The organism is Arthrobacter sp. M71 S08 (assembly GCF_059089725.1).
This window is the reverse complement of sequence record NZ_JBNHEY010000002.1, coordinates 564,789-579,456: the sequence shown is the minus strand read 5'-3', so window position 1 is coordinate 579,456 and position 14,668 is coordinate 564,789. Positions and strand designations below refer to the sequence as shown.

12 protein-coding genes are annotated in these 14,668 nt (G+C 61.7%); 4 read left to right on the top strand and 8 right to left on the bottom strand.

What is annotated here, in order from left to right; all coding sequences use genetic code 11:
- Nucleotides 1-122: 122 nt before the first annotated feature.
- The gene (locus tag AC5RTB_RS06645; RefSeq protein ID WP_494060268.1) at nucleotides 123-1,958 is read right to left on the bottom strand and encodes an ABC transporter ATP-binding protein; all 1,836 of its coding nucleotides are present in this window, start codon (nucleotides 1,956-1,958) and stop codon (nucleotides 123-125) included.
- Between the two features lie 101 nt (nucleotides 1,959-2,059).
- Here AC5RTB_RS06645 and AC5RTB_RS06640 point away from each other — a divergent pair, with 101 nt between their 5' ends.
- On the top strand, nucleotides 2,060-2,689 hold the full coding sequence (locus AC5RTB_RS06640) for a PH domain-containing protein (RefSeq protein WP_494060267.1): 630 nt from the start codon (nucleotides 2,060-2,062) through the stop codon (nucleotides 2,687-2,689).
- Nucleotides 2,690-2,751: 62 nt separating this feature from the next.
- Here AC5RTB_RS06640 and AC5RTB_RS06635 read toward each other — a convergent pair whose 3' ends face one another.
- The 4 genes from AC5RTB_RS06635 to ychF form a co-directional block, all read right to left on the bottom strand.
- Nucleotides 2,752-3,774 carry an ABC transporter permease gene (locus AC5RTB_RS06635; protein WP_494060266.1) on the bottom strand — a complete coding sequence of 341 codons (1,023 nt, stop codon included), beginning with the start codon at nucleotides 3,772-3,774 and terminating at the stop codon, nucleotides 2,752-2,754.
- Nucleotides 3,771-5,312, bottom strand: a complete 1,542-nt coding sequence (locus AC5RTB_RS06630; RefSeq protein WP_494060265.1) for an ABC transporter permease — start codon at nucleotides 5,310-5,312, stop codon at nucleotides 3,771-3,773. Before AC5RTB_RS06630 ends, AC5RTB_RS06635 begins: the two co-directional genes overlap by 4 nt.
- A gap of 198 nt (nucleotides 5,313-5,510) precedes the next feature.
- Nucleotides 5,511-7,277, bottom strand: a complete 1,767-nt coding sequence (locus AC5RTB_RS06625) for an ABC transporter family substrate-binding protein (protein WP_494060264.1) — start codon at nucleotides 7,275-7,277, stop codon at nucleotides 5,511-5,513.
- A gap of 256 nt (nucleotides 7,278-7,533) precedes the next feature.
- Entirely contained in the window at nucleotides 7,534-8,619 is a 1,086-nt protein-coding gene (gene ychF / locus AC5RTB_RS06620; RefSeq protein WP_494060263.1) for a redox-regulated ATPase YchF, read from the bottom strand.
- Between the two features lie 97 nt (nucleotides 8,620-8,716).
- On the opposite strand from ychF, the gene AC5RTB_RS06615 reads away from it, so the two are divergent.
- The gene (locus AC5RTB_RS06615) at nucleotides 8,717-9,973 is read left to right on the top strand and encodes a DNA recombination protein RmuC (RefSeq protein ID WP_494060262.1); all 1,257 of its coding nucleotides are present in this window, start codon (nucleotides 8,717-8,719) and stop codon (nucleotides 9,971-9,973) included.
- 24 nt (nucleotides 9,974-9,997) lie between these two features.
- Here the strand turns inward: AC5RTB_RS06615 and AC5RTB_RS06610 are convergent, their stop codons facing one another.
- Together AC5RTB_RS06610 and AC5RTB_RS06605 are read right to left on the bottom strand one after the other, a co-directional pair.
- Complete coding sequence (locus AC5RTB_RS06610) at nucleotides 9,998-11,083, bottom strand: 4-hydroxy-3-methylbut-2-enyl diphosphate reductase (RefSeq protein WP_494060261.1); 1,086 nt, start codon at nucleotides 11,081-11,083, stop codon at nucleotides 9,998-10,000.
- A 98-nt stretch (nucleotides 11,084-11,181) separates the two neighbouring features.
- Nucleotides 11,182-12,024, bottom strand: a complete 843-nt coding sequence (locus tag AC5RTB_RS06605; RefSeq protein WP_494060260.1) for a hypothetical protein — start codon at nucleotides 12,022-12,024, stop codon at nucleotides 11,182-11,184.
- Between the two features lie 192 nt (nucleotides 12,025-12,216).
- On the opposite strand from AC5RTB_RS06605, the gene xseA reads away from it, so the two are divergent.
- Nucleotides 12,217-13,533: an exodeoxyribonuclease VII large subunit gene (xseA, locus tag AC5RTB_RS06600; RefSeq protein WP_494060259.1), complete on the top strand. Its 1,317-nt coding sequence runs from the start codon at nucleotides 12,217-12,219 to the stop codon at nucleotides 13,531-13,533.
- On the top strand, nucleotides 13,530-13,784 hold the full coding sequence (locus AC5RTB_RS06595) for an exodeoxyribonuclease VII small subunit (RefSeq protein ID WP_494060258.1): 255 nt from the start codon (nucleotides 13,530-13,532) through the stop codon (nucleotides 13,782-13,784). The genes xseA and AC5RTB_RS06595 overlap by 4 nt, the downstream gene beginning before the upstream one ends.
- Before the next feature lie 2 nt (nucleotides 13,785-13,786).
- Here AC5RTB_RS06595 and AC5RTB_RS06590 read toward each other — a convergent pair whose 3' ends face one another.
- The gene (locus AC5RTB_RS06590) at nucleotides 13,787-14,641 is read right to left on the bottom strand and encodes a polyphosphate kinase 2 family protein (RefSeq protein ID WP_494060257.1); all 855 of its coding nucleotides are present in this window, start codon (nucleotides 14,639-14,641) and stop codon (nucleotides 13,787-13,789) included.
- Nucleotides 14,642-14,668 lie beyond the last annotated feature (27 nt).

Below are 14,668 nucleotides of genomic sequence, written 5' to 3'. Positions count from 1 at the left end.
AGGATGCGCAGACCCTTCCAAGAACCTTCCACAGTCATGACCCAAACAACAAATTAAACGACGACGATGCCCTCCCCCATTGGAACCGCGGAGGAGGGCATCGCCGTCGTTCGGTGGATGGGTTACTCTGCCGAGGCCAGCAGCCGCGCGCGGAGCTCCCGCCGCTCGCGCTGCTTTTCAGGATCCGGCAACGGCACGGCTGCAAGCAGTCGCTGCGTGTACGGGTCCTGCGGGTTACGAAGGATCTGGTCCCGGGTTCCCTGCTCGACGATCTTCCCACGACGCATCACACAAATGTGGTCGGCCAGAACGTCGACCACTGCGAGGTCATGGGTCACGAACAGGCAGGCGAAGCCCATCTCCTGCTGCAGGTTCTGGAAAAGCTCCAAAACCTTCGCCTGCACGGAAACATCGAGTGCGGAGGTGGGCTCGTCGGCGACCATGAGCTTCGGCTTCAGCGACAGCGCACGGGCAATGCCCACGCGCTGCTTCTGTCCGCCCGAGAGTTCGTGCGGGTAGCGGTTGCGGTAAGAACGCGGCAGTTCCACCTGGTCCAGCAGCGTCTCGATCCGCTTTTGCAGCTCGTCGCCCTTTGCAACTCCCGCGAGGAACATCGGTTCTCCAATGCTTTCACCGATCGGCAGGCGCGGGTTCAGCGACGAGGAAGGATCCTGGAAGACCATGCCGACGTTGCGTCGTACCGCCCCGAGCTCGCGGGAGGTGGGCTTGAAACCGGAGATATCGGTGCCCACAACACGTAGCGACCCCTCCGCCACCGGGAGCAGCCCGACGGCCGCGCGCCCGATCGTGGTCTTGCCTGAACCGGACTCGCCCACCAGGCCCATGACTTCGCCGGGACGGATGCTCAGGGTGGCTTTTTCCACCGCCCGGAATGCCGGAACCCTGCCCTGCTTGGGGTATTCGATGGCTACGTTCACGAGTTCGAGAACTGCCTCGCCCCGGCTCTCCCGCTCCGCCTGAACTTCCTCTTCCAGACCCCGAAGCACGTCGCGTTCGCGGCGTTCGAGCTCTTCTGCGTCCACACCGGCGAGTTCCGACTTGGTGGCGGCCGCGAGTGCAGCCGTGATGTCGACGTCGTCGCCGCCGCCACCTGTGCCCTGGCCAAGGTGCGGCACGGCCGCCAGCAGGTCCTGGGTGTAGGGGTGTTCGGGCCGGCTGAAGATCTTTTCTGCCGTTCCGGTTTCCACGATGAGGCCCTTGCGCATGACAGCGATGCGGTCGGCAAGGTCAGCGACAACTCCCATGTCGTGGGTAATCAGGACAATGGCGCTATCGAGCTTGTTGCGCAGGTTGCGCATCAGGTCGAGGATTTCCGCCTGAACGGTGACGTCAAGAGCAGTGGTGGGTTCGTCAGCGATGAGGAGCTTCGGATCGCAGGAGAGCGACTGTGCGATCATTGCGCGCTGTCGCTGCCCGCCGGAAAGCTGATGCGGATAGGAACGGAACGCTTTCTCCGGATCGGGAAGCTCCACCATGTCCAGCAGCTTGATGGCACGCTGCCTCGCTTCATCGGGCGAAATGGCGTTGTGCAGCCGGAGTGTCTCGACGATCTGGAATCCGACCGTGTACACCGGGTTAAGTGCCGTCATCGGCTCCTGGAAGATCACCGCTACGTCGTTGCCACGGATCTCCCGGAGCTTGCCCGGCGACAGGTTGAGGATGGACCTTCCGTTAAGTATCACCTCTCCCGTGACCCGGCTGTTGCTGGGCAGGAGACCGAGCAGGGCCATCGAGCTGGCGCTCTTGCCGGAACCGGACTCGCCGACAATGGCAAGCACTTCACCAGCGTTGACGTGGTAATTGAGGTCGATGGCCGCTGGGACCCATTCCTTCTCGACGCCGAAATCGACGCTGAGATTCCTGACTTCGAGCACGGGACCGCGAACGGACGATCGCGATTCCTTGCTCCCGTCGCCGTCAATGATGTCGTGGGTCATAGTGCTGTCCTTCCACTGTGTGACCGTGCGAACGGCGCAGCCGAGCGGGCTGTTTGCCCGCAAATTACTGCGCTGATCCTGAATGTTGGAAATATGGGGGTATGAACTCGCCGACCGGCCCCACCAGGACCACAGTCTTCCGCCCGCGCAGCAGCCGCTGGATACTCGCGATTGCCGGCGTTGTTGTCGCTGTGGGTTTGGTGGCGTCCATCGTGACGTCCGGTCCGCAGGCGCTCGCTACCGCCGCTCCCCTGCTGGCTGTAGCAGCCATTGCATGGTGGCTCTTCTGGTACCCGGCTGTGGTTGTCGGACCGGTAGGCGTTGAACTGCGAAATCCGGTCCTGACCATCGATGTTCCCTGGGCCGGGCTGATCCACGTCGACACCAAGTACGCGCTGAAGCTGATCACTCCCGGAGGCAGTTACACGGCGTGGGCCGCGCCGGCTCCGGGGGTCCGTGGAACCCACGCCGGCAAGCCCGAGCACATGCAGAACCTGCCGGGAAGCAGCTACGGAGCAGGCGGAAGCGTTCGTCCAGGAGACCTGAGCAACACCGACTCCGGTCTGGCTGCCCTGCTGATCCGGTCCGAATGGCAGCGACGGATCGACAACGGACTGATCGACCTCGACACCACGGATTCCGCCCGTGTGGAACGCCGGATCAATTGGCAACCGCTCGGCGTGGTCGCCGTCCTGCTGCTTCTGAGCGTGCTTACCTTCGCCCTGCAGTGACAGCAGACCGGCGCCCCGCGGGCGGGTGACGCTGATAGGCGTCCGTGCCATAGGACGGGCCATCAGGCGGGCTTCCTCGGCTCTGCAGCCTTCTTGGCGTTGAACTTCTTCTGCCGTGGATCGAAGGCATCACGCAGACCGTCGCCGATGAAGTTGATCGACAGGCAGATGATCACGATGAAGAGGCCAGGCCACCAGAAGAGCCATGGGCGCGTGCTGAACGCAGCCTGGTTCGCGCTGATGAGGCTGCCCAGCGAGATGTCGGGAGCCCGGACACCGAGGCCAAGGAATGACAGCGCCGTCTCCAGCAGAATTGCGGACGCCATGACCAGGGTCGTGTTGACGATGATTACGCCTACTGCGTTGGGCACGATGTGTTTGAAGATGATTCGCGTGTTCGATGCTCCGGCAATCCGCGCCGCGTCGACGAATTCGCGTTCCCGGAGGCTGAGGAATTCACCGCGGACCAGACGCGCGAGGCCGGTCCAGATGACGAACCCGACAAACACTCCAAGCAGAATAACGCCGGCGCTGCCGCCGAAAATCGTGCCGAAGAAGGTTCCTGGCCCGGAAATGGAATTACCGAAGGTGCCCAGGACAGCCGCGATGATCACGAGCGGGATGATGATGATGACGTCGGTGAGACGCATCAGTACAGCTTCCACCCAGCCGCGGAAGTAGCCGGACACTCCGCCGATGACTACTCCGATGATGCCGCCGACGATTCCGATCAGGAACATCACGATCAGGGACAGCTGCGCACCACGCATGGTCATGGCGAAGAGGTCTCGCCCCACCCGATCCTGTCCGAAGGGATGGTCACCGAAATCGAACGGCAGCGTCCAGGTGGGAGCGCCGGTGGGGTTCGAAAGAGGAGGCGTCTGAATGTAGTTCCACTTCCACCAGCCCGGGATGCCGGCATAGCCGACGGACGTGAAGGCAAGGATGACGACACCGATGAAGACAATAAGGCTTGCCACCGCGGCAGTGTGTCCGAAGAACCTCTTGCGAACGATCTGGCCCTGGCTGAGGCCCTTGGCTTCTTCCGGCGTCGCCTGCGTTGTTTCTTGTGCTGTAGTGCTCATGCTTTCACCCTTACGCGCGGGTCAAGAACGGAGTAGACAAGGTCGGCTATCAGGTTGAACACCAGTGCGACGATGCCTGTGATCAGGAAGACGCCCATGACGGGGTTCAGATCCTGTCTTTGAAGTGCCTGTACGAACAGTTGGCCCATGCCGCTGAAAGCGAAGACCTGCTCGGTGATGATAGCGCCGCCGATGAGGGCACCAATGTCGAAAGCAACGAGGGTGGCCAGAGGAATCAGCGCGTTGCGGAACGCATGGCGCATGACGACCGTCCGCTCGCCCAGACCCTTCGCACGAGCGGTGCGGATGTAGTCCTGATTCATGATTTCGAGCATTGATGCGCGGGAGTAGCGGCTGTAGCCGGCAAGCGAGATGAGCATCAGCGCGATGGTCGGCAGCAATAGGTGCGTGTAGGTGTCCAGCCCCCGAATCCAGAAATCGCCGCTGAGGTTCGGAGTGGCCGAGCCGATGGTGGCAATGGGACGACCGTTGATGCGGTTGTGGTCGAAATAGGCGGGCCATGCCTGCATGAAGCGGTCGAGCAGAATCAGGAAGCCCATGAGGAACGCCGTCAGCCCGGCTGAGGTCATATTCTGGCGCCTGTCATAGCCACCCATGAAATATCCGACGGCGATGCCGATGAGGACTGTTGCAATTCCGAGCAGAACAATCATCAGCAGGGTAGCCCGGCTCAGCAGGGGCTGTACGGCGAAGTAGGCAACGACACCGATTCCAACAACAATCAGTGAGCTGTAAAGCGCCTTGCGGTTTTTCAGCCCGGCCGCGAGGAGCGTGACGCCGTAGGCAATGCCAATAGACAGTAAGGCGATGACAATCGGGCCGAAGCCGGGGGTGAGGAACCAACCTGTGAAATCAAGGAACCAGGCGAGGGCGGCCGCAAAGCCGAAACCGATGGCCGCCCACATCAGGCGTCGTTTGAGGGCTCCACCTGTGGTCAGGTAGAAGAGGAACGCTACAACGAGGCCGCAAAGCACTGTGGCGAACGGGCCGATTTGGGGCTCGCTCAGGAAGTTGTTGAAGCCGATTGCTCCGAACTCCTTCAGGAGCACCGCCACCCAGAAGACCGGAAGGGAGAAGAAGAGGAACGCCATGAACGTGACGCCGTAGTCCAGGCCACTGTACTGGCGAAGTGCTGTCACGATGCCGAGCGTGATCCCGATGACGATGGCGAGGATGGTTGCAGCAGTGACGAGGAGGATGGTCTGTCCCATCGCGCGACCCAGAAGTTGGGTCACTTCAATGCCTGTCACGCTGTTGCCGAGATCGCACGTCATGGCGAACGGTACGACGCAGCGGACGGCACCGGACAACCACGTGAAATACCGCAGGATGGGCGGAACATCGAGATTCAGCAGATCGGTCCGCTGCTGTATGAGCTGCTCACGGTTGGGGGCGTTGCTTTGGCGCAGATCCGCGAGTGGATCTCCTGAATATGCAGTCAGGATGTACACAAGGAACGAAGCGCCAAAAAGTATGAGTACAGCGGCGATCAGCCGCCTGACAATGTATGTCACCATGGTCTTTTTGGCCTCAAGGGGTTAGGTAACGGGTTGTGCCCGTATGTTGGATTTTGAGTGTAATCCACGTTACGTTTCGTAAATATTTGGTATTTGCCAATCACTGCGCGCTATACCTGAGCGCCCAAAAGCGCTGGGGCCAATGGTGCGACCCCAGCGCTTTCGATCATCTAGCGAAGGCGGGTAGTACGGGAGCTATCAGGCTACCGACCACTCCCAGAAGTTCCACCAGATCCCAACAAGGCCGGGGTTGAAGGTGAGACCCTGGACCTGCTCATCGGCCGCGTTGATGCCGATGGACTGGAAGAACGGCAGGCCGTAGCCGGTCTCGAAGAGACGGCGGTCAACGGTGATCTGCAGCTCCTGCTGTTCGGCAGGGTCTGTGGTGACAATCAGCTCGTCCATTGCCGCCTGAGCTTCTTCGTCACAGAATCCGCTGAAGTTCGAGGCCGAACCGCAACCGTAAAGCTGCGGTACGCCGCTCACACCGACGCCTGGGCTGACCCAGCCGAAGATTGTTGCGTCGTAGGTTCCGCCGCCTAGGGCTGCACCCCACTCGTTCCCGGGGAGGCCGCCGTTCACAATCTTGAAGCCGGCCTGCTCGGCGCTCTCCGCGATCAGCGTGTAAGCGTCAACACGGTTGGGGTTGTCCGCGTTGTACATAATGCGTACTTCAGGGGTTGCACCGGCGAGCAGTTCCTTGGCCTTTTCGATGTCAGGCTCAACGAACTCCTGCGCTCCGTTCTCCTGAACGGCGGCGTCGTAGCCCTCGGTACCAATGTCGAAGATCTGCGAGTTGCGTGGCTCAGCATCAGGATCCAGCGGGCCAATTACCGATTCAACGATGGACTGGCGTGGGATGGTGTACATGAACGCACGTCGTACGTCCTCTTCCTCAAAGACACCGGAGTAATTCAGGTCGATGTGGTCGAAGGAAAGTTCCTCGCCCTCCAGGATCTGAACCCCGTCGATGGCCTCGAGCGAGGCGAGGGTGTCTGCCGATGCCTGAGGCTGGATGATGTCAACCTCACCGTTCTGCAGTGCCTGAACCTGTGCGTTGGCGTCACCGATGTAGCGGATGGTGATCTCGTCCAGCGCGGGCTCGGGCCCCCAGGCGTAGTCATCGTTGCGGACCAGCGTCATGGACTGATCAGGGACCATGTCCTGAACGATGTACGGCCCGCTCGACAGGTACAGCGCCGGGTCGGACGGGAGGGTGGTGGTGTCGAACGCTGTGTTCCAGTACTCGGCTACGGACTGGAGCTCGGGACGATCCTCCGGGTTCTCCGGATCACCGGCGGGAGCAGTCTGGATGAGCTCGACGAGGGCGTCCTCATCGGCCAATCCACCACCGGTAGCAACAACGTGCGCCGGGGTGTCGAGGACGTCGAAGGCAATCTCGAAGTCAGCGTACGGCTCCGAGTATTCGAGGGTCATCGTGCGGCCGTCTTCGCTGATCTCGGGAAGCGAGGTCAGACCGAGACCACTCGTGTCGCCGGCGTATGCAAAGTAGGTGGTGCCCGTTTCAGCCTCGGAGTCTTCATCATCGAAGTATCCGGACTGGATGGCCCAGGAAAGAAGGAGGTCTCCGGCGTCGATGGGCTCGCCATCTGACCAGGCGACACCCTCATTTACTGTGTAGGCAACTGTGAGCGGATCCTCTGAGGTCACCTCATACGTGCCGAAATCTTCATTGCGGACGACCTCAAGCGCGTCATTCACATAATAGAAGCTGCCATGCGTCAGATAGCTGACCTTGCCGTTGATGTCGACGTTGCCGGTGGCACTGTCAGAGTTGAACGAGGTAAACGGGTTGACCTCGGCAACGGTTACTGCACCGCCAGATGCCTCGCCGCCGCCCCCCGTCCCAGGATCTTCGCCGCCGCCACTTTCGGCGCAGGCGCTCAGTGCAAGCGCAGCAATCGCAGCTACACCTACGGCTTTGGAAGTACGTCCGAAACGCATTCCGCCTCCTTGTTTCATGTTGTGGAAGATGTCCTTCGTGGTTTTACAAAGGACTGACACGCACTTTGATGATTCAAAGTGGCGTGCCTCACATGAAAAGAAGCATAAGCCGATTTTGTTACCGTCAGGTATCAAACACGAATGGCGAAGATGGTTGTTACCGAGATGCAACCAAAATTTTCCAACGGGGCACCGCGCAGCAAAAGCACCGCTCACGGCGTTTCGCAGCGCCGGCCGAGAGGGTTAAATTTCGGACCTAAACGTTGAAGCGGAACTCCACCACATCGCCGTCGGACATAACGTATTCCTTGCCCTCAATCCGGACCTTGCCGCGGGACTTGGCTTCCGCCATGGAGCCTGCCGCGACCAGATCCTCGAATGAGACAACTTCGGCCTTGATGAAGCCGCGCTGGAAGTCGGAGTGGATTACTCCGGCAGCTTCCGGTGCAGTTGCCCCCTTACGGATGGTCCAGGCGCGTGCCTCCTTCGGTCCGGCAGTGAGGTACGTCTGAAGTCCGAGGGTGTGGAAGCCAACACGGGCGAGCTGATCGAGGCCGGACTCTTCCTGTCCGTTCATCTCAAGCATCTCCCGCGCTTCCTCGGGATCCAACTCCACCAGATCGGCTTCGAGCTTGGCGTCGAGGAAGATGCAATCCGCGGGTGCCACGAGGGCTGCCAACTCGCTCTGACGCTCGGCGCTACCGAGTACCGAGTCATCGGCGTTGAAGACATAGATAAAAGGCTTGGCCGTGAGCAGGCTCAGCTCTCTGAGGTGTTCCATCTCAAGCTTGTCGCCGGCGGCCGACGAGAAGATGGTGTCGCCTCGTTCAAGAACTGCCTGCGCTGCCTGCATCGCGGAGAGCTGCGCAGCTTCGCGCTTCTTGATCTTCACTTCCTTCTCCACGCGCGGGATTGCCTTCTCCAGGGTCTGCAGGTCGGCCAGGATCAGTTCGGTGTTGATCGTCTCCATATCGGATACGGGATTGACTGCACCGTCGACGTGCACCACGTCGGGGTCGTCAAAGACGCGCACTACCTGGGCGATCGCTTCTGCTTCGCGGATATTGGCAAGGAACTGGTTGCCGAGACCCTCACCTTCCGAGGCTCCCTTGACGATACCGGCGATATCCACGAACGACACCGTTGCGGGCAGCACCCGCTGCGAGCTGAACAGCTCAGCCAGCTGCCCCAGCCGCGGGTCCGGCAGGTTTACGACCCCAACGTTGGGCTCAATCGTTGCGAACGGGTAGTTCGCGGCCAGGACGGTGTTCCTGGTGAGCGCGTTGAAGAGAGTTGATTTGCCGACGTTGGGCAGTCCGACGATGCCAATAGTAAGAGCCACGGGAGAACAGTCTACCGCCGCGTGGCGAAACCGCGGCGCGGGTGCCCGGCGAACGGCGTTGCCCGGAATTGTCAGAGGCACCTGACATGGTGGAGCCATGGACGGAAACACTCTTCTTCCCGTGGTGCTAGCCGCAGTGCTGGGCCTCGTCATCGGTGCGGGCATCGCTGCTGTGCTCCTGCGCCCGGTCCTCGCCGGACTACGGAGTGAACTGGACGACGCCGGTTCACGGCTGGGCACCGCGGTCTCTGCCCGCGCGGCCGCGGAGGCTGAGAATCGCCTCCTCCACACACAGAACCGGCAGCTCCTTGAACAGACAGGCCAGGACCAGTCGGTACTGCGCGCCATCGCACCGCTGGCCGACAAGCTCGGGCAGGTCCAGGCGCATGTGGGTCAGCTCGAACGGGAGCGGGCACAGCAGTTCGGGCAGCTCGCCCAGCAGTTGCAGGACGCTCAGCTTTCCGACTCGAAGCTCTTGTCGACCACCCATTCACTCGCTTCTGCCCTCCGCAGCACCACAACTCGCGGGCAGTGGGGAGAAGTGCAGTTGCGGCGGATCGTCGAGGCTGCGGGGATGCTCCCACGTGTGGACTTCTACGAGCAGGCGACCCTCACGATCGCATCCCGGGACGGCTCTTCGAACAGCGCACGCCCCGACATGATCATTCAGCTACCGGGAAACAAACAGATAGTCGTGGATTCGAAGGTGCCGCTGGACGCCTATCTGCAGGCTCAATCCTGTTCCTCGACGGAAGACAATGAGCGTGCTGGTCTGGAGGAGTCGCGCCGCAGGGAATTCCTGTCCCAGCATGTCAAGGCAGTTCGTGCCCATGTGGATGCGCTCGCGCGGAAGAAGTATTGGGAGGGTACGGACAACTCCCCCGACCTGGTGGTGTGCTTCATTCCACTGGAGTCCGTCCTGTCCAGTGCGCTGCAGACGGACCCCGCGTTGTTGGACTACGCCTTCGCGCGCAACGTGGTGCTCGCCTCCCCCGTGTCGCTGCTCGCCATCCTGAAAGGCGTCGCCTTCAGCTGGCGCCAGGACGTTCTCACGGAGAACGCGAAGGAACTGTACGACCTCTCGCGGGAGCTGTATGAACGGCTTGGCACCATGGGCTCGCATATCACCCGCCTTGGCAGTTCGCTCAAGAGCTCAGTGGAAAAGTACAACTCTTTCGTTGGCACTCTGGAATCCCGGGTACTTCCTACGGCCCGCCGGATCAATGCGTTCGAGACTGATGAGAACGATGCCGGGCTCACAACCAAGGCCGTCGAAACGACTCCCCGCCTGCTCAGTGCGCCGGAACTTATTGACGCCGAATCGGAAAGTGAGCCCGTGGAGAGGTCTGCGTGAGCGTATTCCCTCTCCAGGGCTAGTTCAGGAGGTCGGGCGCTGCCCGCGTCCGCCGAGTCCGCTGGAGGGATCTCCCATGGCCTTGAGCGCCGCACGGATTTCTTTCGGCAGCGAGAAGATGATGTCCTCTTCAGCCGTTACCACTTCTTCAACGTCTGCGTATCCGTAGTCGGCGAGCAGCCTCAAAACGTCCTGTACCAGGTTCTCAGGAACGGACGCGCCGGACGTGACGCCAACCGTTGAAACTCCTTCGAACCAGGATTCGTCCACCTCGTTGGCGAAATCCACCCGATGTGATGCCGATGCTCCGTACTCGAGCGCTACTTCGACCAGCCGCACTGAGTTGGAAGAGTTGGCCGACCCGACCACAATGACGAGGTCAGCGTCGGGTGCAATCTTCTTGATCGCCGCCTGCCGGTTGGAGGTGGCGTAACAGATGTCGTCGCTGGGAGGATCCTGCAGCGTCGGAAACCGCTCCTTCAGCAGCGCCACCGTCTCCATAGTTTCATCAACGCTGAGTGTGGTCTGCGAGAGCCAGATCACCCTGTCGGGATCACGGACAGTGACCTTGTCCACATCTTCGGGTCCGTTCACGATCTGGATATGGTCGGGGGCTTCCCCGGCGGTTCCCTCGACTTCCTCGTGTCCGTCGTGACCGATCAGCAGGATGTCGAAATCGTCCCGTGCGAATCGCACTGCCTCGCGGTGGACCTTAGTGACAAGCGGGCATGTGGCGTCGATGGTCCGCAGATTCCGCTCCTCCGCAGAACGAACCACTGCCGGGGAGACGCCGTGCGCAGAGAACACGACAAGTGCTCCCTCGGGAACTTCGTCGTTTTCTTCAACGAAGATCGCGCCCTTTTCTTCCAGCGTTGACACCACGTGGAGGTTATGGACGATCTGCTTGCGTACGTATACTGGCGGGCCGTAATGCGCCAGTGCCTTCTCGACAGCGATGACTGCGCGGTCAACCCCCGCGCAGTACCCCCGCGGCGCAGCCAGGAGAACCTTGCGCGGTCCGGCAACGGGCGCGACGGCGTGCACTTCTTCCGGTGAGCGACGCTTGCGGGGCACCAAGGGCATGGGTACCGATACAGCTGTGGTGGACATATCTCCATGCTAACGGCCCGGACAGGCCGGTTCGGCGGGGGCGGACAGCTGTCCGCTCAGAGCCGAGGGGTGCGAGGGTCCAGAAGGGTTGGTGTGACCTACTTGCGCGAACCGCTCAACAGCCTGCCTACGATGCCTGCAACCATCAGCAGTATCCCGCCTGCCAAAGCGGCGAGGCACCATTCCTGAAAGTCGCTGGCTGCGCGCGCAATGAACACGTCCCTGAAAGTCACCGCCACTTGGTCACCCGCAGCGCCCTGGTCCGCCAGTTCCGGCGCGAACCCGGCGGTGACCCACCATCCGGCGCCGACAAGCAGGACTCCGAGACCGAGGAAAGCGAGCGTAGTGCTACGACGGCGCGCCAGTGCGAGCGCAAGCAGGGCACCCACCGCGGAGGCAATCGTCAACGCCGGCCACAGCTCCGCGGCCGTTTCTGCCCGATCCACGATGTCGAACTGGTCCGTGTCGCCGACTTCCACGAGCGTCTGCTCGGATGCGGGGACATCGGTGCCCAATTGACCGCCAATCTCTGCAGCCATCAACTCTACGAGCGGCGCTACGTCGAAAACAAAAAGTGGGGATGGACCCGCCTCGATCGGTGGCTGCTCCCCTTCCGTGAAGTTGAGTGCATGCGAGCGTCGGAGCGTCTCCTGCCACGCCTCATCGAACTCGGGCTGTTCTGTGATGCCTTGCATCAGGTCCTTCAGGAGGGGCTGGACCATGTCCGTCATTCCAAAAGGCAGCTCGACCCCGGCTGCTGCCTCTTCGGACATGGTTTCAGCGAGCGCGCCGGTGAATTCCGTGTCATCGGCGAGAGGTGCGGCGAGTTCCACAAAGCCGTCTTCAGCGACCACGTTGAAAGCGAGCCAGGCACTGGGCAGGGCCACAGCACCGAGCACCAAGGCAAACAGGACGAAGAAGGCCGAGCCGGCTGTTCTCATCAGCTCCACCTCCCTTGATTGACGGTCCTACGATTATGCCTGCAGGACTTGTACCTGTGCCGGGACACTGGCCACACGTTTCCCGCGGTGGTCTGCTCCTGCACATCGGCACATCCGGTACCGCCGATGTCAGGGGCACCTGATAGACATTAACCAGTAGAGCAGGGCCATATCGGGAGGATGCGGTAACCAATGAACCACGACGGCGTGCAACTGAGCACCGTGGTCGCAGCTGACCCGCCGGTCCCAGGAGATCCCTCTACCCTTCCGGAGACGGCCGCTGAAACTTCCGCTGACCGTCCCTGGCCGCTTCACGTGCTCTCCGAGAAGCTGAAGGCCCACATCGAACGGGCGCCTGCTGCCTGGGTCGAAGGACAGGTCATCGAGCTCAATAAGCGGGGGACAATGTGCTTCGTCACCCTGCGTGATGTGGACGCCGAAATATCCCTGTCGTTGACCGTTTGGGGCAGCGTCATGGACCGTCTTGCTATGCCGCTGGAGCGTGGTTCCCGGGTCGTCGCCCGGCTGAAGGCGGACTTCTGGGTCAAGACCGGACGCCTGTCGATGCAGGCGTGGGACATCCGTCCCGTCGGTCTGGGTGATCTGCTCGCGAGGATCGAACGTCTTCGCCAGGCGCTGGCAGCTGAAGGGCTCTTTGCGCCGCACCGCAAGCGTCCGCTTCCGGCTCTGCCGCATCGGATCGGGCTCATTACGGGGCGCGAATCGGACGCCGAAAAAGACGTTCTCCGGAACGCACGCCTGCGCTGGCCCGCCGTGGAGTTTGAAATTCGCGAGGTCGCCGTTCAGGGAGTGAACGCTGTCTCACAGATCCGCTCGGCACTGGCGGAACTTGACCGGATGCCGGACGTTGACGTCATCATCATTGCCCGCGGCGGCGGGTCCCTGGAGGACCTTCTTGCGTTCAGCAACGAGGACCTCGTTCGGGCCGTGTCGGTGGCCACCACCCCCGTAGTCAGCGCGATCGGCCACGAGGCCGATCATCCATTGCTCGACGACGTCGCGGACCTTCGGGCGTCCACACCGACGGACGCCGCGAAACGGGTCGTGCCAGACGTCACCGAAGAACTGCAGCGTATCCGCCAGGCGCGCGCGCAGCTTTCACGCTGCGTGGACCAGCTCATGGCGCGCGAAACCGAGCGTCTGGCACATCTGCGGTCGCGTCCCGTCCTGGCCCAACCCGCCGGAATGGTCAGCGTCCGTCAGGATGACCTGGTACGGCTCCGCAACCGCAGCACCATGGCAATAGAGGGCGCGGTCGCCCGGGAAGCCGACCGGGTGTCCCACCTTCGCGCGCACGTGAGGTCGCTCTCCCCGCAGAACACCCTCGACCGCGGATACGCGGTGGTTCAGAACGAGCGCGGCGAAGTGGTGAGGACCCCTGACCAGGCGCCGCCCGAATCCCTGTTGGCCATTCGGGTTGCCGGCGGAAGACTAAGCGCCCGATCGGAATCCATCCCGGGATCATCCCAGAGTAAGGACAAGACATGACCGAGAACGCGACAAACGCCACCCCTGCCGCCACAGAAGTGGCGGAGCTGAGCTATGAGGAGGCGCGCGAACAACTGGTCAAGGTAGTCAGCCAGTTGGAGGCGGGTGGTGTGAGCCTTGAGCAGTCCCTTGCACTGTGGGAGCGCGGCGAAGCCCTCGCCGACCACTGCGAACAATGGCTCGAGGGAGCCCGGAAACGTCTCGCCGCAGCGCGTGACCAGGCCGAACCTCAGGGCACGTCCCAGGACTGAGATCATGTAGCCGCGAGTTTGGCCTTCTCGGCGGCCACGTCGAACGTGGCTTTCGGCCAGCTGAGCTGCATCTCGGCAAGGGTGTCGGTCAGCAACTGCTGGACCGCTATCCGCGCGTACCATTTGTGATCCGCGGGCACCACGAACCACGGCGCGTCCGGGGTGCTCGTCTGTTCGATGGCGATCTGGTAGGCGTGCTGGTATTCATCCCACACGGCACGCTCGGCTAGGTCACCCGGGTTGTACTTCCAGTGCTTGTCCTTGCGTTCCAGCCGTTTCGCCAAGCGTTCCTTCTGCTCGTCCTTGCTCAGGTGGAGCATGACCTTGATCACCCGGGTTCCGGAATTCTGGAGACCTGCCTCGAATTCCCGGATCTGCCCATACCGTTCCTCGAGAACCGCCGGCTCGGCGAGTTTACGTACTCTGTGGATCAGGACGTCCTCATAGTGCGAACGGTCAAAAACTCCGATCATTCCGGGGCCGGGTAGCTCCTTCCGCACCCGCCAGAGGAAGTCGTGCTTCTTCTCCTCCTCGGTGGGCGCTTTGAAGGCGTGATGCTCTACCCCCTGCGGATCCACCGCCCCAACGACGTGTCGGACAATTCCCCCCTTGCCCGCGGTGTCCATGGCTTGCAGGATCAACAGCACAGAAATTGCACTGCCGAAACGGCTCTCCGCGAAGAGTTTCTCCTGCAATTCGGACAGATCCTTCCTGCCCGTAGCGAGCCGTGCTTTCCCGTCCTGCTTCCCACCGCCGAAACCCGGAGTGGAAGCAGGATCAATGAGTGCGAGGTCGATGTCAGGCCCGGCGAGAAGCAACTTGGTGGGAGAAACGCTGAAATCAGGAACAACGTGCATTGGTCCTCCTCGTTGAGATGCGCTTAG

Coding starts and splice junctions, on each gene's coding strand:
- AC5RTB_RS06645 (WP_494060268.1), bottom strand. CDS start 1,958: ATGACCCACGACATCATTGACGGCGACGGGAGCAAGGAATCGCGATCG.
- AC5RTB_RS06640 (WP_494060267.1), top strand. CDS start 2,060: ATGAACTCGCCGACCGGCCCCACCAGGACCACAGTCTTCCGCCCGCGC.
- AC5RTB_RS06635 (WP_494060266.1), bottom strand. CDS start 3,774: ATGAGCACTACAGCACAAGAAACAACGCAGGCGACGCCGGAAGAAGCC.
- AC5RTB_RS06630 (WP_494060265.1), bottom strand. CDS start 5,312: ATGGTGACATACATTGTCAGGCGGCTGATCGCCGCTGTACTCATACTT.
- AC5RTB_RS06625 (WP_494060264.1), bottom strand. CDS start 7,277: ATGCGTTTCGGACGTACTTCCAAAGCCGTAGGTGTAGCTGCGATTGCT.
- AC5RTB_RS06615 (WP_494060262.1), top strand. CDS start 8,717: ATGGACGGAAACACTCTTCTTCCCGTGGTGCTAGCCGCAGTGCTGGGC.
- AC5RTB_RS06610 (WP_494060261.1), bottom strand. CDS start 11,083: ATGTCCACCACAGCTGTATCGGTACCCATGCCCTTGGTGCCCCGCAAG.
- AC5RTB_RS06605 (WP_494060260.1), bottom strand. CDS start 12,024: ATGAGAACAGCCGGCTCGGCCTTCTTCGTCCTGTTTGCCTTGGTGCTC.
- xseA (WP_494060259.1), top strand. CDS start 12,217: ATGAACCACGACGGCGTGCAACTGAGCACCGTGGTCGCAGCTGACCCG.
- AC5RTB_RS06595 (WP_494060258.1), top strand. CDS start 13,530: ATGACCGAGAACGCGACAAACGCCACCCCTGCCGCCACAGAAGTGGCG.
- AC5RTB_RS06590 (WP_494060257.1), bottom strand. CDS start 14,641: ATGCACGTTGTTCCTGATTTCAGCGTTTCTCCCACCAAGTTGCTTCTC.